The 24,141-nt window shown below is 54.3% G+C and carries 30 protein-coding genes and 1 pseudogene; 5 read left to right on the top strand and 26 right to left on the bottom strand.

Translation table 11 applies throughout. From position 1 onward, the window contains the following. Positions 1 to 33 precede the first annotated feature (33 nt). Positions 34 to 1,117: pseudogene (locus tag AC3IX1_RS29460) on the top strand (ArsO family NAD(P)H-dependent flavin-containing monooxygenase). Here AC3IX1_RS29460 and AC3IX1_RS29455 read toward each other — a convergent pair. From AC3IX1_RS29455 to AC3IX1_RS29415, 9 genes are all read right to left on the bottom strand, one after another. Continuing rightward, entirely contained in the window at positions 1,105 to 1,566 is a 462-nt protein-coding gene (locus AC3IX1_RS29455; protein ID WP_102599781.1) for a hypothetical protein, read from the bottom strand. The pseudogene AC3IX1_RS29460 and the gene AC3IX1_RS29455 sit on opposite strands and share 13 nt — an antisense overlap. A 91-nt stretch (positions 1,567 to 1,657) precedes the next feature. Continuing rightward, on the bottom strand, positions 1,658 to 2,878 hold the full coding sequence (gene arsJ / locus AC3IX1_RS29450) for an organoarsenical effux MFS transporter ArsJ (protein WP_102599780.1): 1,221 nt from the start codon (positions 2,876 to 2,878) through the stop codon (positions 1,658 to 1,660). A gap of 9 nt (positions 2,879 to 2,887) precedes the next feature. Continuing rightward, positions 2,888 to 3,892: an ArsJ-associated glyceraldehyde-3-phosphate dehydrogenase gene (locus tag AC3IX1_RS29445; RefSeq protein ID WP_102599779.1), complete on the bottom strand. Its 1,005-nt coding sequence runs from the start codon at positions 3,890 to 3,892 to the stop codon at positions 2,888 to 2,890. Between the two features lie 23 nt (positions 3,893 to 3,915). Then, positions 3,916 to 4,428 carry a cyclin-dependent kinase inhibitor 3 family protein gene (locus tag AC3IX1_RS29440; protein ID WP_102599778.1) on the bottom strand — a complete coding sequence of 171 codons (513 nt, stop codon included), beginning with the start codon at positions 4,426 to 4,428 and terminating at the stop codon, positions 3,916 to 3,918. Between the two features lie 12 nt (positions 4,429 to 4,440). Continuing rightward, positions 4,441 to 5,157, bottom strand: a complete 717-nt coding sequence (gene arsH / locus AC3IX1_RS29435; protein WP_102599777.1) for an arsenical resistance protein ArsH — start codon at positions 5,155 to 5,157, stop codon at positions 4,441 to 4,443. Further along, the gene (gene arsB / locus AC3IX1_RS29430) at positions 5,150 to 6,223 is read right to left on the bottom strand and encodes an ACR3 family arsenite efflux transporter (protein ID WP_102599787.1); all 1,074 of its coding nucleotides are present in this window, start codon (positions 6,221 to 6,223) and stop codon (positions 5,150 to 5,152) included. Before arsB ends, arsH begins: the two co-directional genes overlap by 8 nt. A gap of 17 nt (positions 6,224 to 6,240) precedes the next feature. After that, positions 6,241 to 6,711, bottom strand: coding sequence for an arsenate reductase ArsC (locus AC3IX1_RS29425; RefSeq protein WP_102599776.1), 471 nt, complete (start codon positions 6,709 to 6,711; stop codon positions 6,241 to 6,243). A 27-nt stretch (positions 6,712 to 6,738) separates the two neighbouring features. After that, the gene (locus tag AC3IX1_RS29420) at positions 6,739 to 7,110 is read right to left on the bottom strand and encodes a metalloregulator ArsR/SmtB family transcription factor (protein ID WP_102599775.1); all 372 of its coding nucleotides are present in this window, start codon (positions 7,108 to 7,110) and stop codon (positions 6,739 to 6,741) included. 8 nt (positions 7,111 to 7,118) lie between these two features. Beyond that, entirely contained in the window at positions 7,119 to 7,532 is a 414-nt protein-coding gene (locus AC3IX1_RS29415) for an arsenate reductase ArsC (RefSeq protein WP_102599774.1), read from the bottom strand. A 264-nt stretch (positions 7,533 to 7,796) separates the two neighbouring features. Between AC3IX1_RS29415 and AC3IX1_RS29410 the strand changes: the two genes are divergently transcribed. Beyond that, positions 7,797 to 8,069: a hypothetical protein gene (locus AC3IX1_RS29410; protein WP_102599773.1), complete on the top strand. Its 273-nt coding sequence runs from the start codon at positions 7,797 to 7,799 to the stop codon at positions 8,067 to 8,069. Positions 8,070 to 8,122: 53 nt separating this feature from the next. On the opposite strand, the gene AC3IX1_RS29405 is transcribed toward AC3IX1_RS29410, so the two are convergent. The 3 genes from AC3IX1_RS29405 to AC3IX1_RS29395 form a co-directional block, all read right to left on the bottom strand. Next, a complete protein-coding gene (locus tag AC3IX1_RS29405) occupies positions 8,123 to 9,478 on the bottom strand; it encodes an NAD(P)-binding domain-containing protein (protein WP_102599772.1) in 1,356 nt (451 codons plus the stop codon). A 14-nt stretch (positions 9,479 to 9,492) separates the two neighbouring features. Next, positions 9,493 to 9,996, bottom strand: coding sequence for an arsinothricin resistance N-acetyltransferase ArsN1 family A (locus AC3IX1_RS29400; RefSeq protein ID WP_102599771.1), 504 nt, complete (start codon positions 9,994 to 9,996; stop codon positions 9,493 to 9,495). Positions 9,997 to 10,059: 63 nt separating this feature from the next. Then, complete coding sequence (locus AC3IX1_RS29395) at positions 10,060 to 10,557, bottom strand: MarR family winged helix-turn-helix transcriptional regulator (protein WP_102599770.1); 498 nt, start codon at positions 10,555 to 10,557, stop codon at positions 10,060 to 10,062. A 194-nt stretch (positions 10,558 to 10,751) separates the two neighbouring features. Here AC3IX1_RS29395 and AC3IX1_RS29390 point away from each other — a divergent pair, with 194 nt between their 5' ends. Together AC3IX1_RS29390 and AC3IX1_RS29385 are read left to right on the top strand one after the other, a co-directional pair. Next, on the top strand, positions 10,752 to 11,897 hold the full coding sequence (locus tag AC3IX1_RS29390; protein ID WP_102599769.1) for an MFS transporter: 1,146 nt from the start codon (positions 10,752 to 10,754) through the stop codon (positions 11,895 to 11,897). 271 nt (positions 11,898 to 12,168) lie between these two features. Further along, positions 12,169 to 14,937, top strand: a complete 2,769-nt coding sequence (locus tag AC3IX1_RS29385; RefSeq protein WP_102599768.1) for an nSTAND1 domain-containing NTPase — start codon at positions 12,169 to 12,171, stop codon at positions 14,935 to 14,937. Positions 14,938 to 16,175: 1,238 nt separating this feature from the next. On the opposite strand, the gene AC3IX1_RS29380 is transcribed toward AC3IX1_RS29385, so the two are convergent. The 14 genes from AC3IX1_RS29380 to AC3IX1_RS29315 all read right to left on the bottom strand — a co-directional run bounded on the left by AC3IX1_RS29380 (position 16,176) and on the right by AC3IX1_RS29315 (position 23,662). Beyond that, positions 16,176 to 16,538 carry a hypothetical protein gene (locus AC3IX1_RS29380; protein WP_102599766.1) on the bottom strand — a complete coding sequence of 121 codons (363 nt, stop codon included), beginning with the start codon at positions 16,536 to 16,538 and terminating at the stop codon, positions 16,176 to 16,178. 107 nt (positions 16,539 to 16,645) lie between these two features. Continuing rightward, on the bottom strand, positions 16,646 to 16,909 hold the full coding sequence (locus AC3IX1_RS29375) for a hypothetical protein (RefSeq protein ID WP_102599765.1): 264 nt from the start codon (positions 16,907 to 16,909) through the stop codon (positions 16,646 to 16,648). Between the two features lie 150 nt (positions 16,910 to 17,059). Next, positions 17,060 to 17,239, bottom strand: coding sequence for a hypothetical protein (locus AC3IX1_RS29370; protein ID WP_102599764.1), 180 nt, complete (start codon positions 17,237 to 17,239; stop codon positions 17,060 to 17,062). A gap of 7 nt (positions 17,240 to 17,246) precedes the next feature. After that, complete coding sequence (locus AC3IX1_RS29365) at positions 17,247 to 17,447, bottom strand: hypothetical protein (protein WP_102599763.1); 201 nt, start codon at positions 17,445 to 17,447, stop codon at positions 17,247 to 17,249. Positions 17,448 to 17,489: 42 nt separating this feature from the next. Continuing rightward, positions 17,490 to 17,933 carry a hypothetical protein gene (locus AC3IX1_RS29360; protein ID WP_102599762.1) on the bottom strand — a complete coding sequence of 148 codons (444 nt, stop codon included), beginning with the start codon at positions 17,931 to 17,933 and terminating at the stop codon, positions 17,490 to 17,492. 48 nt (positions 17,934 to 17,981) lie between these two features. After that, entirely contained in the window at positions 17,982 to 18,296 is a 315-nt protein-coding gene (locus tag AC3IX1_RS29355; RefSeq protein WP_146013524.1) for a hypothetical protein, read from the bottom strand. Between the two features lie 164 nt (positions 18,297 to 18,460). Continuing rightward, a complete protein-coding gene (locus AC3IX1_RS29350) occupies positions 18,461 to 18,778 on the bottom strand; it encodes a hypothetical protein (protein WP_102599760.1) in 318 nt (105 codons plus the stop codon). A gap of 20 nt (positions 18,779 to 18,798) precedes the next feature. Further along, positions 18,799 to 19,110, bottom strand: a complete 312-nt coding sequence (locus tag AC3IX1_RS29345) for a hypothetical protein (protein ID WP_256580174.1) — start codon at positions 19,108 to 19,110, stop codon at positions 18,799 to 18,801. 17 nt (positions 19,111 to 19,127) lie between these two features. After that, on the bottom strand, positions 19,128 to 19,430 hold the full coding sequence (locus tag AC3IX1_RS29340) for a hypothetical protein (protein WP_102599758.1): 303 nt from the start codon (positions 19,428 to 19,430) through the stop codon (positions 19,128 to 19,130). A gap of 40 nt (positions 19,431 to 19,470) precedes the next feature. Continuing rightward, positions 19,471 to 19,674: a hypothetical protein gene (locus AC3IX1_RS29335; protein ID WP_102599757.1), complete on the bottom strand. Its 204-nt coding sequence runs from the start codon at positions 19,672 to 19,674 to the stop codon at positions 19,471 to 19,473. Between the two features lie 104 nt (positions 19,675 to 19,778). Next, entirely contained in the window at positions 19,779 to 20,417 is a 639-nt protein-coding gene (locus AC3IX1_RS29330; protein ID WP_177432056.1) for a hypothetical protein, read from the bottom strand. Positions 20,418 to 20,428: 11 nt separating this feature from the next. Beyond that, positions 20,429 to 21,034, bottom strand: coding sequence for a DUF4406 domain-containing protein (locus tag AC3IX1_RS29325; RefSeq protein ID WP_256580173.1), 606 nt, complete (start codon positions 21,032 to 21,034; stop codon positions 20,429 to 20,431). Continuing rightward, positions 21,031 to 21,456, bottom strand: a complete 426-nt coding sequence (locus tag AC3IX1_RS29320) for a hypothetical protein (protein ID WP_102599756.1) — start codon at positions 21,454 to 21,456, stop codon at positions 21,031 to 21,033. Before AC3IX1_RS29320 ends, AC3IX1_RS29325 begins: the two co-directional genes overlap by 4 nt. Before the next feature lie 43 nt (positions 21,457 to 21,499). Next, complete coding sequence (locus AC3IX1_RS29315) at positions 21,500 to 23,662, bottom strand: DNA cytosine methyltransferase (RefSeq protein WP_102599755.1); 2,163 nt, start codon at positions 23,660 to 23,662, stop codon at positions 21,500 to 21,502. 255 nt (positions 23,663 to 23,917) lie between these two features. On the opposite strand from AC3IX1_RS29315, the gene AC3IX1_RS29310 reads away from it, so the two are divergent. Further along, complete coding sequence (locus AC3IX1_RS29310) at positions 23,918 to 24,109, top strand: hypothetical protein (RefSeq protein ID WP_102599754.1); 192 nt, start codon at positions 23,918 to 23,920, stop codon at positions 24,107 to 24,109. Positions 24,110 to 24,141 lie beyond the last annotated feature (32 nt).

Genomic DNA, 24,141 nt, shown 5'->3' with positions numbered 1-24,141 from the left:
TGGACCGTCTTGCATCGATCTAAGGTTCGTCCAATGACTGATTCGCTCAGCGCTCAACTAGACGTAGTCATTATCGGCGGGGGTCAATCAGCCTTGGCTGTAGCGTATTTCCTGCGCCGCACACCTCTTTCGTTCGTAATCCTCGACTCAGAGGAAGAACCCGGTGGTGCCTGGCGACATGGCTGGAACTCGCTGCGTCTATTCTCGCCCGCCACCTGGAGTTCGATACCTGGCTGGATGATGCCCCCTACGCAAGATGGCTATCCTTCACGAAATCATGTGATCGAATACCTCAACCAATACGAACAGCGCTACCATTTCCCGGTCGAGCGCCCAGTTCGGGTCACTTCTGTTGAGCGAACGGAATCTGGCCTGCGTGTACGTTCTGAAGACAAGCATTGGGATGCCAAGGTTGTTGTCAGCGCTACAGGCACCTGGAGCAATCCCTACGTACCTCACTATCCCAATGCAGAGCTATTCGAGGGTCAGCAGTTGCACTCCGCGAATTATGTCGAAGCGTGGCCGTTCGCGGACAAAAAGGTGTTGGTGGTGGGTGGAGGGTGGAGGTAACTCAGGGGCACAAATTCTTGCCGAAGTTTCAAAGGTCGCTGCGACCACGTGGGTAACCCCAGTAGAACCGATGTTCTTGCCTGACGATGTGGATGGGCGGGTATTGTTCGAGCGTGCAACTGATCGCTGGAAAGCCCAGCTGGAGGGGCGCGTCATTGAGCAGCCGGTTGGTGGGCTGGGCGATATCGTCATGGTTCCACCCGTTGCCGAAGCCCGAGAGCGCAATGTTCTCAAGTCTCTACGATCTTTCGAAAGTTTTACTCCTAATGGGGTTGTTTGGGTCGATGGTTCCGAGTCTGCGGTGGACTCGGTGATTTGGTGCACCGGATTTCGGCCAGCCCTTCAGCATCTGGATTCACTGGGGGTGGTCAACACCGAGGGCCGCGTTGAGGTCGAAGGCACCCACTCGATCAAAGAGCCAGGGCTGTGGCTGGTCGGTTACGGCGAGTGGACAGGTTCAGCTTCCGCCACACTGATCGGTGTAACACGGACAGCACGGAGCACAGTCAATGAGATCGTAACTTTTCTTGCCGATCAGTCCACCTGAAGTGGCCGGCAGCCGACCTTGAAATACACCGCTGATTGTTGAGGAGAACCTTGCCTGACATCTTCCGCAGAAGCGTAAAGCTCGACACTGGCCATGCACTCGTTTATGCGCTGAAGGAGGATGTCCTTCAGCCGTCCTTGGCTGCTGGCTGGACAGTCGCTACCCTCTTTTACCACCAGGGATGCTCGCTTTTCGTCGCGGCTAATCAGGCTGCCAAACTCCGCCGTACAATCACCCCATTGCAGACTGTCGGCGGAAAGCCGAAACGACGGTAGCGCCAAAGCATCCCTCTGGTTATTGCGCCACTCACCTATAAACCATGTCCCCTCAATCGTCTTGTCCATACCGGACGGATGCTTGGCAGGTGTCTCACCTTGATCACAAGCGGTCAATGCCAACGCTGTAATCACCACAAAGGACAGTGTGGGGATGCTGATTGATTTACTCATGGCGTGCCTCCGACATGTGCTGATTCAGGCTCTGCCAATTCCTCCACACGCACGTAGCGCGAAGAGGTTCACTCCGTCCTGTCTGACGGATTCATATCGCCTCGGCATGCCTAGGTAAGGCGATAGAAATCAGTGCTGCGAGCAGCACAAAGGCGCTCGATATCCACAAGCATGCTTCCAGCCCATACACCTGATAAACCCAGCCGGACAGCACCGTGCCGATCAGCCGTCCCATGGCGTTGGACATGTAATAAAAACCCACATCCAGCGACACGCCATCTTCCTTGGCGTAGGACACGATCAGGTAGCTGTGCAGCGACGAATTCACCGCGAATAGCGCGCCAAAGACCATCAGTCCGCCGAGCAACACCACCTGTTGTGACCACCCGGTGCTCAGCCCAAGAGCAATGGCCGCGGGCAACCCTGCCAGTGCTAGTGCCCACAAAAATGCCGCACGACCATCCGGTACGTGCCCACGTTTCTTGCCGGTGATGTTGGGCGCGAAGGATTGCACGATGCCGTAGCCAATCACCCAAGCCGCAAGGAAGCCGCCAACCTGCCAGAAGTCCCAGCCGAACACGCTGCTCAGGTACACCGGCAAGGCCACCACAAACCAGACATCGCGGGCACCGAACAGGAACATCCGCGCCGCCGAGAGGATATTGATCGCCTTGCTCTTGGACAGAATGTCGCGAAACTTGGGCTTGGCTTTCGCTTTGCCCAGGTCCTTCTTCAGCAGTATCAAGCTGCTGATCCAGATCAGCGCCAGAACACCCGCCATGGCCAGCAATGCACCTTTGAAGCCGATCAATGCCAGCAAGGCTCCGCCGAGAAAGAAGCCGACTCCCTTGAGTGCGTTCTTCGAGCCGGTGAGGATCGCCACCCACTGGTAGAGCTTGCCCTGCTGCCCATCAGGAACCAGAAGCTTGATGGAGCTTTTGGCACTCATCTTGTTCAGGTCTTTGGCAATCCCCGACAACGCCTGTGCGCCCATCACCCATGGAATGGTTAGCCAAGCCACAGGAACGGTCAGCATCAGCAGCGCCGCGACCTGGATGCCCAGCCCGATGTTCATGGTTCGGTTCAGCCCCAGTCGGGCGCCGAGATAGCCACCCACCAGGTTGGTGATCACGCCAAAAAGCTCATAGAACAGAAACAACGCGGCGATTTGAAGTGGGCTGTAGCCCAACGCGTGAAAGTGCAGCACCACCAACATGCGCAAGGCGCCGTCGGTGAGGGTGAAGGCCCAGTAGTTGCCCGTCACGAGCAGGTACTGCCGCACTTCCGGAGCGAGGGCTGACAACGCTTTCATGACCGCTCCTTAGACTGCCAGACCGACCATTTTGGCCAGCTCAACGGTACGGTTGGCATAGCCCCATTCGTTGTCGTACCAGGCATAGAGTTTGACCTGGGTGCCGTTGATGACCATGGTCGACAGCGCATCGATGATCGATGAACGAGGGTCGGTACGGTAGTCGATGGACACCAGTGGACGCTCCTCGAAACCGAGGATGTCTTTCAGCTCGTTCTCGGAAGCGTCCTTGAGCAGTTGGTTCACCTCTTCGACCGTTGTGGCTCGCTCAACTTCAAAGACACAGTCGGTCAGCGAAGCGTTGGCCAGCGGCACGCGTACGGCATGACCATTCAGGCGTCCACGTAGCTCCGGGAAAATTTCGGCAATGGCCGTGGCAGAGCCGGTGCTGGTCGGAATCAGGCTCATGCCGGAAGCACGCGCACGGCGCAGATCCTTGTGTGGCTGATCGAGAATGCTTTGGGTGTTAGTCAGGTCGTGGATGGTAGTGATCGAGCCGTGACGAATGCCCAGCTTCTCGTGGATGACTTTCACCACGGGCGCCAGACAGTTGGTGGTGCACGAAGCGGCGGTGACGATGCGATGTTCCGCCGCATTGAACAGCTGATGATTGACGCCCATGACGACGTTCAGCGCGCCTTTTTCCTTGACCGGAGCGCAGACCACCACACGCTTCACGCCTTGGTCGAGGTAAGCCTGCAACACCGCCACGGTTTTCATCTTGCCGCTGGCCTCGATCACCAGATCGCAACCCGACCAGTCGGTGTCCGCAATCGCTTTGTTCGCGGTGACCTTGATGCGCTTGCCGCCAATCACCACCTGATCGCCTTCAGCGCTGGCTTCGTTGTGCCAACGACCATGCACGGAGTCGAAGTTGATCAGGTGCGCATGGGTTACTGCGTCGCCTGCCGGATCGTTGATCTGAACGAACTCAAATTCTGGCCAGCTCCAGGCTGCTCGTAGCGCGAGGCGACCGATCCGACCAAAACCATTGATACCAACTTTGATAGTCATATTGTTGTGCTCTGTATCTGCTGTCAGTGGGCATTCGACTGGGTGTCGAACTGGCCGATGTATTCGATATGGGCGGGATGCTGAATGGCGCGTGGACGCAACGACTGAACATCGCGGATGGCATCGCTGAAGGGCACACCGCTCTCGATCAACAGTTGAGCCGCGATCAAACCGGTACGGCCCGAGCCGCCTTTGCAATGGATGGCGATGGTTTTACCTTCGGTCAGCAATTGCTTGAGACGCGGATGGTGCTGCTCCCAGGCGGCTTTGAAAGCGTCGCCAGGCGCTTGATCGTCTTCAACTGGCAGGTGAAACCACTCGATGCCGAGCATTTGGCACTCTTCGGGCAGCAGATCGACCTCGTTCTGAAGCAGCTCCTCGGTCGGCATTAGCGTCAGCAACGCCGATGCCCCCGCATCCTTGAGGGTTTGCAGCGCCTCGAACGGTCGGGTGCCCTTCGTGCCTGGGCACGGGGTGAAGATCAATTGGCCATTGAACTGTGCCAAGGGAAGTACGGAGTATGGGTGTTGTTGCACGGTGAAAAATCCTCAGATGGAGCGCTGATTGACACGTTTCATGAGTTCTTCCGCCGACTCCTTGCGCTCGGAATAACGATCGACCAGATAGTCCTGACGGTCGCGAAGCAGCAGCGTGAATTTCACCAACTCTTCCATTACATCAACGACACGGTCGTAGAACGGAGAAGGTTTCATCCGGCCGCTATCGTCGAATTCCATATAGGCCTTCGGCACGGAGGATTGGTTGGGGATGGTGAACATGCGCATCCAACGTCCCAACACTCGCAGCTGATTGACCACGTTGAACGACTGCGAGCCACCGCACACCTGCATGACGGCAAGGGTTTTGCCTTGGGTCGGGCGTACCGCGCCCATGGCCAGTGGCACCCAGTCGATCTGAGCTTTGAAGACCGCGCTCATGGAACCGTGACGTTCTGGAGAACACCAGACCTGCCCCTCGGACCACAGCATCAGCTCGCGCAATTCCTTCACTCGAGGATGATCGTCGGGGGCGTCATCTGGCAGCGGCAAACCGGACGGATTGAAAATCCGCGCCTCGGCGCCGAAGTGCTCCAGCAGCCGAGCGGCTTCTTCTACCAACAGGCGGCTGAAGGAACGCTCACGGGTTGATCCGTACAGCAGCAAAATGCGCGGCTTATGGATAGAGGTCTTTTCAATACCGAGTTTGTCTGCCGATGGGAGGTCAACCAGTCCGGTATCGAGCTGGGGGATAGGGTCATCAAACATAGTCTTTGTCCTGCGCAACGGCGCTCTTGGATTCATCGAACCAGCGGCGTTTCAACCAGAGAGCAGCACCGACCAGAGAAATCAGTACCGGCACTTCCACCAGCGGACCAATCACCGTGGCGAAAGCGACCGGGGAAGCCAGGCCGAAGGTGGCAATGGCCACGGCAATCGCCAGTTCGAAGTTGTTGCTCGCGGCGGTAAAGGCCAGCGCCGTGGTGCGTGGATAGTCAGCTTTGAGCAATTTGCCCATCCAGAAACTGATGAAGAACATCACCACGAAATAAATGGTCAGGGGGATCGCGATACGCAACACATCCAGCGGCAATTGCAGCACCACGTCACCCTTGAGGCTGAACATGGCCACGATGGTCAACAGCAGCGCCACCAGCGTCAGCGGGCTGATCTTTGGAATGAAGCGCTCCTGGAACCACGCTTCGCCTTTACGGGCGATGAGAATCTTGCGGGTCAGGAAGCCCGCCAGGAACGGCAGACCCAGGTAGATCAGGACCGACTCGGCAATGCTGACAAAGCTGGTCTCGATCACACTGCTTTCCAGCCCGAACAGCGGCGGCAACAGCCCAAGGAAGACCCAGGCATACAGACTGAAAAACAGGATCTGGAAGATGCTGTTGAACGCCACCAGCCCGGCGACGTACTGATTGTTGCCACCCGCAATCTGATTCCAGACCAGCACCATCGCGATGCAGCGAGCCAAGCCGATCAGGATCAGACCCGTCATGTATTCCGGCTGGTCCCGCAAGAAGATGATCGCCAGTGCGAACATCAACACCGGGCCGATGACCCAGTTCTGGACCAAAGACAAAACGAGGATGCGTTTGTCCTTGAAGACCTCCGGTAGTTCCTCATAGCGAACCTTGGCCAGAGGCGGATACATCATCACGATTAAACCGATAGCGATAGGGATGTTGGTTGTGCCCACAGAAAGACTGTTGAGCCACTGTGGCCAGCCTTCGAACAGGCTTCCCAAACCGATGCCCAAGGCCATGGCGAGAAAAATCCACAGCGTCAGGTAACGGTCCAGAAATGAAAGGCGGCTTTTAATCATGATCATTGCTCCTGTGGTTACAGCGTGCCAATCAGGGCCAGCTCTGCCTTGAGCTGTTCGGCACTCAGTTGGGAAAGCGGTAAAGCCAGGAAGGCTTGGATACGGGTTTTGATCTGCTCCAAGGTGGCTTCAAAAGCCGCCTCGATCTCTTCTTGCGTCCCTTGGTATTCCGAAGGGTCGGCCAGCCCCCAGTGCGCCTTGGTAGCTGGCCCGAAAAATACCGGACAGGCCTCACCGGCAGCCTTGTCACATACCGTGATGACGAAATCAGGAGCCAGGTTCACATGGACATCGCTGGACTTACTGGACAGCCCGAACGTCGAAATACCAGAATTCCCCAATGTTTTGAGGCTCAGCGGATGCACTTCACCTTTGGGCTGACTGCCCGCGCTGTAGGCTTTCATGCCTTCCGGTGCCAAGTGATTGAAGATCGCTTCACAGAGGATGCTGCGGCAGCTATTAGCAGTGCAGAGAAACAGGATTTTCATCGAGCGGTCTCGTAGTCGAAGGCGGAATCAGGCGATTTTGCTTTCACAGCACACGGCTGCCCGTTCAGGACGGTCACCCATTTCATCAAGGCGTTTGGCATCAGGGCTTAACCAGTGCTTGTTGCTTTCGAGCGTAGTGGTCAGCACTTGATGAACCCAATTAGGGAGATTCGGGTGCAGTCGGTAATAAACCCATTGGCCTTGCCGACGGTCCGACAGCAAACCGCAAGTGCGCAACTGCGCCAGGTGCCTGGAGATTTTTGGCTGACTCTCGTTCAACGCGCAGGTCAGCTCGCAAACACATAGCTCTCCTTCACGGGTGATGAGCAGCATCGTGCGGACACGGGTGTCGTCAGCCAGGCATTTGAATACAGTGGTCGGTGTCAGATGGTCAGCCATATCGATTCTCAGCGTTTGCTTTTCACCAAGACGAACATCTTGATGCGCTCATGAATTTCGTGAAGGGTGTGACGGAATGCATCGGGTTTAGTGCTGGTGGCCGGATCTTCAAAATTCCAGGCCAATGCCTCGCCGGCTCCAGGTAGCGACTGGCATTCCGCTGCGGCTTTATCGCACAAGGTGATGACGTAATCGAAACGCTCACCTCGGAATTCTTCGATCGACTTACTACGCAATCCTTCGGTATTCACCCCAAGGTGGGAAAGTGCGTCAAAGGTGCGCGGATCGACCTGAGTTGGGACAGTGCCGGCGCTGAACGCCTCGAAATGCTCCGAATCGGTATGCCTCAGCAGCGCTTGGGCCAACTGTGAGCGGGCAGCGTTGGCGGTACAAACGAACAGAACACGGGCTTTGCTGGTCATTGTGCAATCTCAGCTGATATACGGTTAAACGAATATATGTTTTTTCGCATGCAAGGTAAAGACCCTGCGACGGAGTAATTTGGAAAAGACCAGCTCCTGGCTAACGGACTCACCTACAAGCCCGTAATATAGGGGGCGTAGGATATTCACTCAGCGGAACGCTTCAGAAACATTTGGAAAAATGTATATGCGAATACTGTAATAAGTTTGTCATCCGTCAGGGGATAGCCTCTGCTCCGATCCAACCAATCAGGAGCCAGGAAAATGAAAAAACTGACGATCACCGCCGCCTTGCTGACCAGCTTGTTTGCGAGCGTTAGCTTCGCGAGCCAGTACGACAAGCCAGGTTTCTTTACCAAAGTAGAAGACGGACGCCTTTGGGTCTTTCGTGAAGGCTCTGAACAACTGAAAGAATTCAAGGCACACGGCGAACCGGCCAAGCAATACACGGAAATCGGCACCGGCCCAGACGGGATGACCGTTAAGTCGGGTGACGAGAAGGCGCTCAAGGACTATCTGAGCACGCTTAAAAAGTAAAACAGTGAGATTTGATCCGCCCCTATCGCAGGGGCGGATATCGGTTGTTGGTACTAGCCTTTGCAACAACCTGGAGAGGTACGAGGTGCAACCTCAGGGATTGCGCCGCCAGCACCGCAACAAGACGCCTGACTGGTCGAAGCCTTAAAACGGTCATCGACTTCATCGAAATCCGAGTTGCATATGCCAGTCTCCGGGAGAACCAGTTCAACCCTCTTCGCTGCATCCCAATCACCCGCCAATGCCGCGACGACAGACCGTACCTGCTCATACCCTGTCATCAACAAGAACGTAGGCGCCCGGCCATAGCTCTTCATCCCCACAATGAACAAACCTTCCTCAGGATGGGCTAGTTCTACCGCACCGTGGGGCCTGACCGTACCGCAACTGTGCTCATTGGGATCAATCATTGGAGCGAGCAACACGGCGCTTTGGGTCGCGTGATCAAGCGCGATACGTAGCTCGGCTAGCAGCCGTATGTCTGGGCGGAATCCAGTCGCCACAATGAGCTCGTCCACAGGTGGAAGTACCTGCTCTCCCGCCTTCACGACCAACCCTTGGCCATTGCCTACAACCTGATCGATAGCGACGTTTTTGAACAACTCGATCACGCCATCATTCAGCAACCGACGAATTTTCAGGCCGAGCTTTCCGCGCTCTTCCAATTGATCATTCGCACCACCACCCAGAATGCGCTCAAGAGAATTACCCCGGATCGCCCATAGCGCTTTGGTATGCGGTGCCTCCTGAATTAGACGCACCAGATCCTGGAGGGCGTTAAACGCGGAGTGACCACCCCCCACTACCAGCACTCTTTTGTTGGCATAGCGATTCCGGGCACGGCCCAGTACATCCGGAATGCCGTACGCAATGTGCGCTGCATGCTCGATCTCGCCCAATGCAGGGATGCCATGGGCACCCATCCAGTTCGGTGTCAGGTAAGTGCCCGAGGCATCAATGACAGCACTGGCCAGCACATCCTGTTCACCCGTTGGCCCTACGACACGCAGTAAAAAAGGAGCTGCCGATCTGCCCTGGGTCTTCATCACATCCTGCCCGACGCGAGTGGCCGCTAGAACACGGGTATTGAGCTGCAAGTGACGCTTGATCTGTTCGAGGTCCGCGAGAGGTCGAACAAACTGGTCCAGCAGTTCACGACCTGTTGGATACTCGTTCTCCGGCGGTGGAGTCCAACCATCGACCAGCAGAAGTTTGGCCGCCTCCTTGTCCACGTTGAACTGCCATGGAGAGAACATCTTCACATGCGCCCATTCTTCAATACTGGACCCAGCTTTCGGACCAGCTTCCAGAATCAGCGGAGTGATACCTCTGGCCAGCAAATGGGCAGCTGCGGCGAGACCCACTGGGCCTGCTCCAATGATGGCCACGGGAAGATGATTGTTTTCCATGATCGATTCCTTCTTCAGGCTGGCTGATTGATCGGAAACAGGAGCTCGACAATCGCGCAGTCGAGCCAACGCCCTTCCAGGCAGGCGTGTTTTTCATACACCCCCACTTGGCGGAAACCGGAGGCTTCGCACAATGCGAGGCTGGCGTGATTGAAGGTAAAAATACGTGAAAGGACTTTCCAGAATCCGCGAGCTTCGGCTTCTGTCAGCAGTGACTGAAGTAACTGCTTGCCGAGCCCCTGGCCGCGAACACTGCGGTCCAGGTAAATGGAAAAATCCGCAATGCCGTCGTAACAGGCACGAGCGCGATAGCTACTGAGTCCTGCCCATCCAACAACCTGATCCGTTTTATCGATCATGACCAATACTGGATAACGCTCCATTGAGTTGATGCGATCAAGCATGTCTGCCGGGCTTCGAGGAGTCGTTTCAAACGTAGAGCTACGCTCCTCGATCCCCTGGTTGTAGATGGCAGCTATTGAAACAGTGTCTTTCGGTTCAGCTAAACGAACTCGCATTGTTGGAGCCCTATTACGTTGGTAGTAACAACATTATTCACAAAAAAAGGGCGTTTTTCCCTTTCAATCCTTGCTCTTCACGGCTGGGCAGCACTCACTCACGAGCCCGCAGCGAATCTCCGTGGCCCGCGTAATCTGCCTGAGCAAACTCAGCGCTCCCTGCCTAGCTTCAGCCGACAGGTTCTCAATCATCGCTCGCTCCTCAGCAATCAGATCAGCTCTGATTTTCGCGTATAGCTCACGTCCAGCATCCGTTGCCTGAATTCGCACCGCACGCCGATCTTCATTATCTTCAACGCGGGACACATACCCTTTGCGCTCCAGGGTATCGATCACTCGACTCGCCGTGCTCTTGTCCAAGAACATTTCTTCCGCCAAGACCTGAAGGCGTAGCGCGCCCCTTTTGACCAGTGTTTCGACGGCATAGCACTGGGTTACAGACACGTCGTAACAGCAGATCCGATCTCGATCACGGAACTGATGGACGCGAACCAGCTGGTTCAACGCCTCGTACAAGTCCTCGGAATCCTGAGTCAGCTGATCGTTTTTACCCTTCGTCATACCCGTCACAATTTAGTTGTTAGCTGCAACAGTAATCCCGGTATCTCGGAATCGTCAACACCGATCTCTGGTTGACGGTAGCCAGACGAAGACGCTAGCTTGTTGTTACTGACAACTAAAAGACGAGTGCGCCGGTCGTGACACTTCCAGAGCAGATTCATCCCCCGATCAATCGCTCCAGGCTCGTATGGGCCATGGGTTTCACTCAGATTCTTGCCTGGGGGACGACCTATTACTTGCCTGCTGTGCTTGCGTCTCCGATAGCCAAAGAGACGGGGTGGTCCATTACCAGCGTAGTGGGCGGCCTGTCTTGGGGATTGCTGGTAGCCGGAGCTGCCTCGCCGGCAGTTGGTCGTAAGATTGATCGTCATGGCGGACGCTCTGTCCTAGCCGCCAGTTCACTGCTGCTGGCTCTCGGCATGCTACTGATGGGGCTGGCGGACAACACTGCCAATTACTATCTCGCCTGGACCCTGATCGGCGTTGCCATGGCAGCGGGTTTATACGACGCAGCCTTCTCAACCCTAGGACGTCTTTTCGGCGAGGGGGCTCGAACGTCAATTACCGGGCTGACCCTGTTAGGTGGGTTCGCCAGCACCATAGGCTGGCCGGTGATAGCGGGACTGGAGAGTTGGATCGGTTGGCGAAGCGCCTGCTTTGTCATCGCAACTGTTCACTTGCTAATAGGATTCCCTATTCATGCCCTGTTGATTCCCGGAAGCACAAAACAACCGCCTCACCCCGTCATTACAGAAGCGCCCAATGCATCAGAGCTTCGCCCCGACACTACCAACCATCTGTTCTTGCTGATTGGCGCGATGCTGACGATTCTGGCGCTGGTGGTATCAGGCATCTCAGTGCACCTGCTCAATGTCCTTAATCAGCTGGGGATTGCGACTGCTGTGGCCTTGGCCGTCGGCATGGTAATTGGCCCTTCGCAAGTCGTGGCACGGGTGGCAGAGTTTTCCATAGGCAGAAACCTCCACCCAACTTGGTCCGCACGAGCTGGTGTGTTGCTTTGTTTGATAGGACTTGGACTGCTGATCTCAGGCCTGCCTTGGCTGGCCTTCGCGGCGATTGCACTTTACGGAGCAGGTAACGGCATCCTTACCATTGCTCGCGGCACTCTTCCATTGGCACTGTTTGGACCTCAAGGATATGGCGCACGAATGGGACTGCTCGCAAGGCCCGTCCTTGTTGCCCAAGCCTGCGGCCCCATTGCCGCAGCTTTTGTTTTGGAACGCTTCGGAGCATCGGCATTACTCGGTGTTATGTGCGGGTGTCTATTGGTTTGTTTAATCGCCACTTCGTGCCTGCCAATAACGCAAAAAGAAAAATAATCACGATGTCCGCTAGACGCAGGATAGAGTTTGCCTAAGAGCAGGCTAAATTCAGCAGCATCGTGTTCACGACAGGGGATCGATTCGGTTTTCTCGCAAAAGAGCCTCGGTGTGGATTTCTACTCTTGGCGTCAAAACGCGCAACCTTTTAGCAGCGATATCAAGATAGCCTTCTAGTGTGCCGCGTAGTAGCGTTGCGCCATGCTTGAGGAGTAGTATGAATCATATTGTGCCTAAAAAACGATTACTGCCAAGAGAGCGTTTCTAAAAAATGGATATTAAAATTGAAGTCGCCCTGCCAAGCTCGGCCTCAACTAAAGAGAAAGGCGATCTGCTGGAAAAGTTGACGGCACAACTCTTATCTGCCCAATCATATGAAGTTATAAATGAAATTCGTTTCACGGCAGTCGAGCTTGACCTCCTCTGCAAACACAAAATAAGCGGAAAGGAAATTTACGTAGAGTGTAAGGCATACAGGGATAAGCCTATAGACGCGAATATACTTAAAAATCTAGCCGGCACACGAGCTTTGATGGAGTACTCAGAAGCATGGTTAGTCAGCACCGCTGAATATGGCAAAGAAGCCAAAGGCTTTATGGAGACATGGCAAAACAAACCCACCGCTCAAGCCACGACCCTAAGCTTTTATGAGCCTAAAGATGTAATAAATGCATTAATAGCTGCAAATGTGATTAAAGAACCTCCACAGCCAAAAGCACTTGATTATTGCAACAGCCAGAATCTTTTAGGTGGCTGGGTGTTGTTAGTCACCCCCTATGGGAATCTATGGGCTGTAACAATCCTGGCAGGGGGCATCCCTAATAAAGTTATTTTCTACTACGCCTCTAACAACGAGCCAGTAACAGACTCTAAATTGATAGCGAACTTATTGGGAACTGACACATCGCTTGGATCACTGGAATTTGAAGCTCAAACTGCCAGCACAGTCAAGCCGATTCTACCAGTAGCTGAAGATGTTGGAGAGGTAGCTCAAGTACAAACAGGCGTTGAGTGGAGCGATTATCGCCCCGCTAGACCTCAAGACTTTGTAGGACGCGCTAAAGATATAAATTTTGTTTTTGATTTTTTCAAGCTGGTGCTCTCCCAGTCGACTACAACAAGAATATTTGCTCTCACCGGAGACTCCGGCATGGGCAAAAGCTCACTGGTAGCGAAGCTTTCTGACAAGTCGAGGAATGTCCAGAATAGGAACAAATACTTCATATTCCCTGTGGACGTCCGAGCAGCCACAGGTCCATCCTATATTTATTCAGCACTGCTAAAATGTCTATCTGCGGCACAAACTCAAGGCTATGGCGACGCGTCGATTGAACTCGTCGTTTCTGACGTAAGCAACCCGCTAAACTCAACATCATTAAAAAACTACTTAGCTAGTGTCGCCGCGCAAAAAAAATTAATTGTTCTAATTTTCGATCAGTTCGAAGAACTATATTCGAAACCAGAGCTTTTTGAAGTTTTCAATAGAGCCAAATCATTACTACTCAACGCGGCGAGCGTATGTAGCTGCCTGTGCTTAGGATTTGCTTGGAAAAGTGACAGCACCACCCAGGGTGACCATCCGGCTTACTTTTTTTGGCATCAACTATCAGACTATAGAGTTACCAGAAAGCTTTCACCATTTTCTGATAGTGAATCTAACGCCGCAATTAATATTTTTGAAAAAGAACTCGGACAGAAACTTCAAAACGATTTGAGACACAACTTAATTGTGAGTAGCCAAGGTTACCCATGGCTATTGAAAAAATTATGCATACATATTTATGAAAAAATTCAGTCTGGCGCTGACCAAGAAAAACTTTTAGCAAACAAATTGGACATTGCAAGTTTGTTTGACACTGATCTAAATCAACTTAGCAAAGCAGATCGTACATGCCTGAATATAGTCGCGCAAAGGGCTCCGGTAGACTGGTTTGAGGTAATAGAGTCTTCAAGCGCTGAAGCATTAGATTCTCTGATGCATCGCAGACTTGTAATTAAAAGTGGTGACAGATTAAACGTATACTGGGATATCTTCCGAGAGTATCTGCTAACACAAAAGGTTCCTGTAATCCCGTTACGCTATCTACCATCAACAGAACCGGCGTCCGTAATAAAAGTCGCCAAACTGCTGCAAGCAAACAAACCACTTTCCACGCACGACCTCGTGACAATTTCGGGATTGACAGAAGGCTCAATTCAAAACACAGGCACAGATATTAATATGTTTGGTGTGGCCACGCGAGAAGGCGGAACCTACCAGCTAAATCCAGGCCTAGTCCAAGGCGATGAAGTAGCGATACTTCAAGCCGTTAGAGAAAAATTCAAAAAACATGCATTCACGCTTGCAATCCAGGATCGCACATCAAATTCGATAATGACGCTCAGCGATGCAATTGCTATTCTTCAAGAAATTTTTCCTAACAGCACCTATGCCGAAAAAACCTGGCATGTGTACACGCTGAGGATATGCAAATGGCTTGAACTCTGTGGCTTCCTTGTTAGCTCTTTAAATGGCTGGATATATCGAGACCAAGGCGGAGTTCTTAAAGACGGCATTAAAACATCCAGAAGACGCCGATCCACCAAAATTTTCTCTCCGCTTGCCTCACCTCTTGTAACAATTGAGTGCTTAAAATGGCTTGAAGCTAATAAGAGCATCAAGAAAGCTGATAAATATCCGGCTGGCTATGTTAACGCTTTACGCATCCTAGCTAGATTTGAACTAGCGGCACAAGATACTACTAGCTTTAGCTTGAACAACGGAAAAGCCGCAAAATACGCCTCACATTTTGATGCTGTTCTATCTATAGCTTCCTCCGAGCCAATAATGTTGGAAGTGGACAAAATAATTAAAACTACGCCAAATATTCATGCAAAGGATTTGGGTGCGCTTCTCACGACCAAATACGTATTAAACTGGGGGGAAGCATCAGCACTGCGTAGCGGTAGAGAGATTTTGTCTTGGGCAAAATGGATTATACAGAGCAAAAAGAATATTAAGGACGCAATGCTCGGCCTTGCAGAAGCCCAAAGTACATAACTGAGTATGGGCTCTACATAGTTCCATGGTTTTCAGAGCGCTGTCGTACTTTGCTGGTTTCAGGCGTCAATGCTTGGACCAGCGGTTTGCGAAATAGGAACGAGCTCCATGGACATCAAACTGATTTTTTGTCCATATATTCCTCTATAGGGCATGGACATCCTCAATACGACTGAAACAGTTGTATTTAGGGCGCTGAAGAAGATGTCCATGGAAAGCTTGACGAGTGTGCCCCTGTCATTACGTAAGATTATTTTGCTGGCAGGTGTCCGCACGCCCCAATGATAGTGAGGGATTTCGATCCACGAGTCATCGCGACATAACCGGCACTTGGGGTGCACTACCCCCAAACATAAATGGCCGTCATGGCCTAGCCTCCACTTCAGACGAGCTCAAAATGAGAGGTTACTATGGAATTGAAATTGTGCAGATTGGCAATCAATCACTCGTTACGCGCGAAAAAAACTTAAAAGAAGTTAAATTAGGTAAGTGACTGATTTATGGAAGATAAAACACATGTAACAGTTAGCAAGGCTCCAGAACTTATGCGCGAGGTGTTAGCGAACAGTTCAGGAAGAACCGTTGCTTTAAGCGAAGCGGCCGTTACAGCAGCCGACACACCCTGCGAGCCCACGTGCGCCACTGGGCGATCTGTAATCGACTCTTCTAAGGCCATTGAAGGTTCCTGTTGTCATCTGGTTGTCGATAGAAGGGTTCCCTGCCAACCGAAATCATCGGCGGGGAATTTTCGCGAAGCATAACACGCACGTATATTTTGTGAAGGCCAAGTGACGGCCTTTTTAAATGTCGTGGTATCACCTGGAGAGATACCGAATCGAGAAGGCGGAAGTGTCGGGGGAAAGAGAGGTCTTATTTTGCGAGGGGATTCCCCGCGATCGCGCATCCGAAGGCCCGGGCAGTGGGGCCGTCGAATGCTTCACCTGGTCAGAGGGGAGGTAAAACGAAAGAATCGAGGGTTACTCGTTATTCGGGGGGCACTCAATCTGGACCTGATCCGGGGGCTTTTTCTTGAACCCGAAACCGTGCCCAGTGAAGTGGTACACAAACGGTAGGAGCCCCCAGTACCCAATCACGAACGATACGACCTTAGGCGTCAATCCGTGTAGCTGGTAAAGAGCTCCGGAACCGGCAACCGCAAGTGCGCAACCAACTCCGATCAGGATATTTTTTACTACGATGGGTTTGTGAGCGGGATCCACGGGGTGCTCGTGCATGTGTCATTTGTCCTCGCCGTAAGCATTGGCAAGACCCGGTATGTCGAGGCCCAGGCTCTCCACTTCTTTAGTCTCAGCGAAAGCCTTGTAGACCCCCTGGCTAGTCCGAGGACCATAGTCTTTCTCAATCGCGCCGAGAATTCGCTTGCCGTTGATCACCAAGTAAAAATACATCAGCACGAGGGCCAATATGAGAGAACCGACAACAAAGACTGAAAATACTAGCAGGCCGGGCATGTCCTCTTTGAACTGCTTGAGCGTTAACCCGACCACCAGAAGCGAAACCATATAGGGGACGCCGAAATTGCCAATTGGATTGCCTAGTGTCATGGCTATGCTGCGCAGAACTTGAATCGATTGCTTCATTGGTCTACCTCTATCGGTGCCCTCCTCCGCAAAGGTTCGGGCTTTGACGTCACCGGGCTCGTTGATGCATGTGTAAAAAGTGGGGTTGTTCGGCGACGGCCGGGCGGTCAACGCTTGGCTGTGTCAAATGCTGCTGACTGAAGATCAATCTTCACGCAACGATCTTGAACCGATCCAATGTCTCTTCGCGAAATCTCGCGTGACATGCGGTTAGCATCGGTGAGCATTTGTTTCACGCACGGCGAACCGCCAGCGATCGCCGCCTGGATCTCCTCCACGGAAGCGGGCTCAAAGTCATGAGCAAGGTGATTGCCTGCGATGACACACACCAGCACCGCAACGGCACCGGCGAGAATTGGAATCGGTTTCATTTTTTACCTGTCAGTTGATCGCGCACGGCTTCGCAAATGTTGATTCCTAACGCGTACGCATACTATACGATCGAAACGAATACAGGGAAGTTGCTCTTTGCAGTTTGTGGTTGGGGGCCCGGGTGCGCATCAGCCTGAGGAAACGTCTTGCTACTGCTCAGTAGTCAGGCGTCTTTTTTCCAAACCGTAGCTGACCATCTTCAAAACATCGGTCGGGTCTTGTCCTTCCTCGACCATCCTGAATGCCGCATCGACAAGGCCTTCCAGGTGTTTCGGAACTGTCGCATATGCATCCGCCAGTTCGTCTTTGCCTTCTTTTTTCTGAGACATTGGGGTCTCACCTCAGCGGAACTTCGATGGTTTCGGCCCGGCCACTCAATGTCTGGAAATCACAGAGGCCAAATTGCACGGCGCCTGGCTGGTGGTGTGCAGCAGCCACCGCCACCTGTTCAGTAAAGGCCGATATTTCCCTGGGCAACACCTCCCGGCCGGTGGCGATCCTGATCTTGTCTCTGAATTGCCTCAACGCTTCTTCCATAGGTGCTGTCCTTCTACTCCGGGATGGCCCGCGGTGGCCACGTTAGGGTACCTGTAGGGTGCTTGTGGTCTTGATCATCCGCCCACCGATGCCGGGGAGTGAGTAAACAAGGGGGCCTTCGAGGTTTTCGCCACGCTGGCCAATAACCGCCCTCACCTCTTGGCTCTGGAGCTGAGGTAAATGCGAGGAAACCTCCACGCTTGCCTTACCAGACGGCAAGGGGCGCTCTCCGTCGACGCTAAACCGTGTAGACGCAAACCGGCCATTCACCACCTCGACGTTCTGCATGCCACCGTACTGGCCGGGAATTCTGAGCGTTACGGTGAGAAGGGTTCCGTCCGGCATATTGGTCTTGCCATAGATGATGGGGTAGCCACCTCGATCGGCCTGGATGGTGACCTCCGGCACAAGCGCCCAGGTCTGTGCTGCGATTCCGAACAAGATCAGAAATGCAGATCCGCCGACAAGAGATAGCCGCCCCTTCATCTGTTCGCCCCTTGATGGATCGAGCCGGCTGGTGTAGCCGAGACAGATTTACTTTAGCTGCTTTATTGGCTCGTTCTTGCTCAGCGATTCTGTGGCCAGAACAGAACTCGGAAAAAGTTTGCCAAGCCCCTTCAACACCAGGATGACCGCCGCTACGCCCAGCACCAGACCAAGCACCATACGAATCAGCATGGTCATGTCGTTGGGACCATTCAGCTGATCACCGGCGGACAGGACGCTCGTAACCCCCAACAACATGTTGAGTTCGGTCGGGTAACCAAACACGCAGAGGTACCACACGCTCCAGAATGCGAGCACCCCGAGAAATTTCCTGGCTTTCGACATCAACTGTGGAAGTGTCACGGTTTGTCTCTCCAACTCTCTTCTCGACGCAGTATCGGCATTGACCTCTCTCGCAGCTGTCGTGAGCCTCGCGAAGTACAGATGGGGAAAGCCAATTACTTCGTCGAAGTGGAAAAGTTTTTCCGGTTAAGTGCAAAGTTTTTCGAGTGAGCGCAAACACGCAATCAATCGACTTGAAGTTCAACCTGCCAACGACAATTGTGAGTGCTGCCCGGGTAACGCCAGCCCGCCCCTACAATCAAGGTGATGCCCTCGGTGGCGTCCTCGTATACGCGGCAAGATAGCTCTGCGACGTCACCCGCTGGTTGCGAGGTCGCGGTACCTTTGAAGAGGGACCCCTGATGCCGCTTGAGAGCTACCGTGTAGCGATAGCCATCGGAGTGCGACAGGTCAAACGCGATCTCGTTTCCATCATTGCGCGAGACGACTGCCGTGATGTCCTCACCGTCGTCCAGATCGTAAAACCGTCCAGTCAAATTCATTTCGAAGTGTCCTTGATCACTCAGTTGAGGTTTGGAATTCCGATCGCATCCCAATCACCAGGTTGCGGGTGGTAGCCAAGAATCCAGGGCCATTCCACCGTGAATTCATGGTCTTCGGACGCGAAGGTAGCAGTTTCGGTGTCGAGGTAGTCAAGCACCCACATATGCGTCTTGTGGCCATCTTCCAGCGTGACTGGCGTCAGAATGGCAACCAGATGGCGATAGCCAGGTGGTGGCGCGGGCGCCGTCCAGCCGGGCACCAATTTGGCATGGTGGGGTGGATGAGTTGTGTCGACCCCTTTGAAGATCTCAGCATCTTTTTGAGTGAGCAAGTTAAAACCCCTTCGATTTACGCAGCTGCTTGGGCGGGACGAAAAACACATTTGCAATCGTCGAAATGAGCGATCGTGGCCCCCTCCTCATCGAAGTACTTCACGTTCCAGGTCGGGTGGCAGTTGTGAAGATGGTCGCCATGCTTCAACTGGTTGGTAAAACGAACGTCAAGATTGGCACTGCCGTTAATGCCTTCGATAGTGCCCATGTCACCATTGACCTCAACCATCATGCCGAGTCGAGCAAACTCGATACCGCGGCAGCGGATCATCTCCTCTTGGAACTGCTCCGCCTTACTTTTCTTTGCTGATGTGGCCATGGTCACTTCCTAGTTTTGAGGGTGCATCTGAGCAATATTCCTACTTAATACGCTTCTGACGGTTACGCGCCTTCTCGCCCTTACTCCGCATGGCTGGAGTAAAGGGGTCGAGCTTTCTCTTCTGGTTCTCCATGTGAAATTTCTTCCAGAACCCAGATACGGTTTCAATGGCTACGAAAACCTCAGACACGGCGCGGATAACTGCGCTGTGGCTGATGAATGACATTCCTGAACCTTCTCTCATGCTCGATTCCGTTAACAAATTGGTTGTTGTGGCCGAATGCCTTTAGAAGCATTAAATCATAACGCGTACGCTTAATACCACGACAGTACAAGGAGAACCCTTGGTCATAGCTCTGGCGAATCAGCGCCACCGCCTGCAATTTCCACCGGTACCACTGCCTCATCGATAACCGCCGGCGCCGGCGTGTAAGCCAGCGTACCGTCGAGGATTGCTGCCTTGATCGCTTCAAACTCCCAGGCGTGATACTGCGACTCCGCATAAACGCGCATTTCACCGTAGTCATGCTTCTTGCGCCGGATGAACGCCTCGGCGGCATCCTTGGTGAAATGGCTGTTCACGATCTCCCAGCGCGTGTTCCAGCCGGTAACGGTGTGGTCTTCAAGCTCGCTGAGGATCTCCCATTGATCATCTTGATCCGCACGCATGAACTTGCACTGACAGTGGGCTTGGGCCTTTCTGTTGATGCTGGCTTTCTCATTCCGATCGAGGTGTGCCCAGTATTCTTTGGGGCTGAACCATGACCGATCCTCAAGGCAGACGACGCGACCTTTGGCATAGTCCACCTCAAAGCCGTAATCGATCTTCTTGACCTGGACGGTGAACAGGGCTGCCGCGGTTCCGTGGGAACGAACACCCAGCCCCACACAGTCATGCCGCAGGCGCTGAACGAAATCAGCCCACGTTGCTGCGTTGAGATCTGCGCCGGTGGCCAGGCTCGGTGCTGGCTCAACTTCAGTACTCATGGGGCCAGTCATCACACCGCCTCCGTCGACAACAGGTCATGAGCACTCACAACCGTCATCCCAAGGCGTTCGGCGATGATCACTTCAAGACGGGCGCCCTTCGAATGCTCCCAACCCGATAGCGTGGCCAGGGTGTAACACTCCATCAGGGCGACGATGTCGCGGCGCAAGCAGTCGCTCCAGTCCTTGGTTGGGTGGTCGAGTTCGGCCGGGTTGACAACGGCATGGCCGGCTGCCCGTAGGCGAGCAGCCATCGCATGGAAAGCCGGAAAGTTCAGGTCGGCCAACCCGGTCATGGGCCCTGATAGGTAGATTGGCTTTTGCGGTGTGGCATCGTGCCAAGTGGCGACCTCGAACTCCCCGGGTTTCAGCCCCAGCCGCTGCCCGTCGGGCATAACCGCCGAAACAGCGCCGTAGCTATTCGTCCACACCCGGAAGGTTTGACTGATCACCGCCGTAGGCACTTCACCTTTGATGTAGGCAAAGCCAATCCCCGGCATAGGGTCTGCGGTCACGGTCTTGACCATGCGCACTGTGCGCGGGACACGATCACCGAACGGGTAGCCCTGGGCCCGATGGTGCAGCGCCGGGCAGTCGATTTCGGGTTCAATGATCATGCGGCCTCCTGGGCTTGCCGGAATACCGGCAAGGCGCCGGCTTGTTCGCGCACCTTCTGCATTTCATCCTCGGCGTAACCCCAGATGTTTTCGCCCCCGAAGCGCTCAGGCCCGAGATAAAACGGACTCAGCGGCTTGCCGGTGAGAATGAAGTCTCGGAATCCTTCAACCACATTGCGCAACGTGCCGCCGCTTGTGAAGCCGCGCCACTTGTTCCAGGGCGTCGGGTGTGTGTAGATGCGCTTGAGGCTGTAGTAGTCGATGAACCAGACGCGTCCGCGGTCGTCCACTTCCATGCTTGCATAGGTCTGCTTGCTGGCGCTGTAGAAGAACCGGCGACCATGGGCGGCAATGATTTGAATAGCCTGGTTCACCTGTTCGCAGCGCTGCCGCTTCAAGGCGAGTTTGTTCTCTTTGGGCATGACGGGTCCTGTGCCGGGACAAGCCCGGCAGTTGAGGGGTGGATTACGCGGCTATTGATCGGCGATCGACTGACCGCCAAGGGTCGTTCGCCCGGGCGAGGGCTGCCATCGGTGGCGGGCTAACGCTGTTCCCGCACATATGCACTTGTTTTGTGATGGTGAATGGCTTGCCGTCGGCACCGTGAGTAATGTTGTAGTCCGCGGGGAAACCCTGGGCCTTGTACAGTTCAGCTGGTTTGAGCATCCGCAGGCAGATATCGACGATCACGTACGGCGTGCCTTGCACCATCACCGTGACCATCGCCAGTCGATCTTTGGTGGTGATGGTCGGTGCCGGGGCATCGCAGCCGCTGGTGTTATCGGCGCCGTAATAACTGATCAAGAAAGCGGCGACCCGCAGCGCACCAGCCTCGTGCTCCGGGGAAAGCTTCAGCGATATCAGCGAACTCTTACCACCACCGCCGGCGGTGATTGTCGGTGCCGGATCTTCTACCCCAGCCCCTACGCTGGCGCCAAACTGACGCTCCAAAAATGCAGAAACAAGCCCGTGGTGCTGGCCACCGGCGCTGATGGTGTGCAGCGGGTCATCGACATCACGAGCATCACAGTTGCCGCGCATGTGCACCAAACTGGCCGCGACCAGCTGCTGCTGGCTGCCCGTGTTGGTTACCGTGGTCATTGGCTCGTCAATGCCCTTGGCGTCGGTCGTGTTGAAACCACCGTTCATCTGGGCCATGAACACTGAAGAAATCCCCATGGCATGGGCAGCGCCAGCCGGGCGCTTATAGTTGCCACCGCTGGTAATGGTTGGCACTGGCTCGTCGAGCGGTTTGCCTTCATCGTTGAAGCGAAACTTCACCAGGTGTGCAGCTGCAAGGGCCCGGTGATTCTGGGTCATCAGCGTTCCCGCCGGTTGATCAATGGCCACTGGCTTGCCCGAGTACTCAGGACCGCCAGCACCAACCATTACTGCGCTGGCGAGAGCATGCTTTACACCGCCGGCAACAACTGTTCCCAGCGGGTTGTCCAATCCCGGTACCCGAGGTTGCTGGCCTTCGCGCTCGCCGTAGCCGGACTGGATCAGGGTAGGACTGATCAGCGTCAGTTCACCACGATTTGCACAGGTCACAGTCGGCATCGGCGCTAATGGATCATTGATTCGATCGCTACCTTGGTGGGTGGCCGGGGCGATGACCGGGCTGACAACGCTGAAGGCTCCACCCTTCGGATATGAAGTGATAGTGCGCAGCGGCTCGTCACCGGACTGAACTGTCTCGCCGGACCAGTTCGCAATCGGCACGATGAAAGGGTTGGCGTTATCGATGACGAATTTCTTCATGCCTTTGGCTACACGGCGCAGGGTCGCCGGGGCCAGATCCTTCTTGCGCCCGAAGATGCTTTTGCCGAGGTCGCTAAAGTCGATGCAGTCGGCGGCAGTGCGCCACGGCAGCTGGCCTTTCGAGGGAGTCTTGGCGTGGGTCGGCTCTGGCCACACGATAGGCTGCCCGTCGCAACGCGCAATCATGAACAGCCGCTCCCGGCTGGTCGGTGCGCCGAAGTCGCAGGCCTTGATCACACGCCACTCGACCTGATAGCCCATCCCTTCGAGCAGGGCGACGAATCGCTTCCAGGTACGGCCGCGGCGTTTTGGGTCCGGAATAAGGAACTGCTGACTCACTGGCACCACCTCACCAGGTGCGGCAACTTCGCCACCCAGTTTCACAACGCGCCCCGTTGCCTTGTCGCGCTTCGCAATCAATGGGCCCCACTGCAAAATCTGCTTTACGTTTTCGAGGCTGATCACTCGAGGGCGCTTCTTCCCGCCCCACTTCAAGCCGATCCACGACAGGTTGCGAATCTCGCGTTTGCGCGGCTGTCCGCCGGCGGCCTGGCTGTGGTGCGTGCAGTCCGGTGACATGTGGAACCAGCCGACGGCCTTGCCGCCGCACTCCGTATCCGGATCACCTTCGAAAACGTCGGTTGTGTAGTGCACGGCACTTGGATGATTGGCGCTGTGCATGCTGATGGCGTCGGGGCTGTGGTTCTTCGCGACATTGACCGGCCGACCCAAGCCCATCTCGAGCCCGGTACCCGCCCCGCCACCGCCGCAGAAGAAGTCCACCAAAATTTCATCGTCCTGAGGGTTGAAGCTGAGACCGTATTGAGTTTTGAAATCCAGCGAATGTTTCTTCTGTAAAGCAGACATAGATGACCCTCGTCGGCGGGTGTGATTCGTATGAGTGGGCGGGGTCTTAACTGGAAATAATACCAGACAAGGCCGTATTGATTCATAACACGTACGTATACGACCGAGAATAATAGAACCATCTGCAAATTTTCAACAGGTACTTTCGCGTTGTTTAATTTATTTGCGAGAGTGCAAAAATGGCTTTGACAGGTGCCTTTAACGCACCTATGATCTTGAATTGAACCGCATAGGAATTGCCCGGAGGAAACGACTATGGGTGTCATCGACGACCAGGAAATCATCCAAATTGGGCGCACCCCAAACATGATGGGAAGCTCCCTTGCTATGTTCCTGACCTTCGATGGTCGCTGGTACCGCGTCCGCACCCGGCTCGAAACCCTGGGCAAGTACAAACGTCGCGAGCGGGCTGAGTTCCTGTTCCAGAGCTGCGAGGTGGCGGCTTGAGCCGTCACCATTGCCAAGTTGTACTGCTGATA

The organism is Pseudomonas sp. KH_046_2 (genome assembly GCF_057838985.1).
This window is presented reverse-complemented; position numbering and strand designations above follow the sequence as displayed.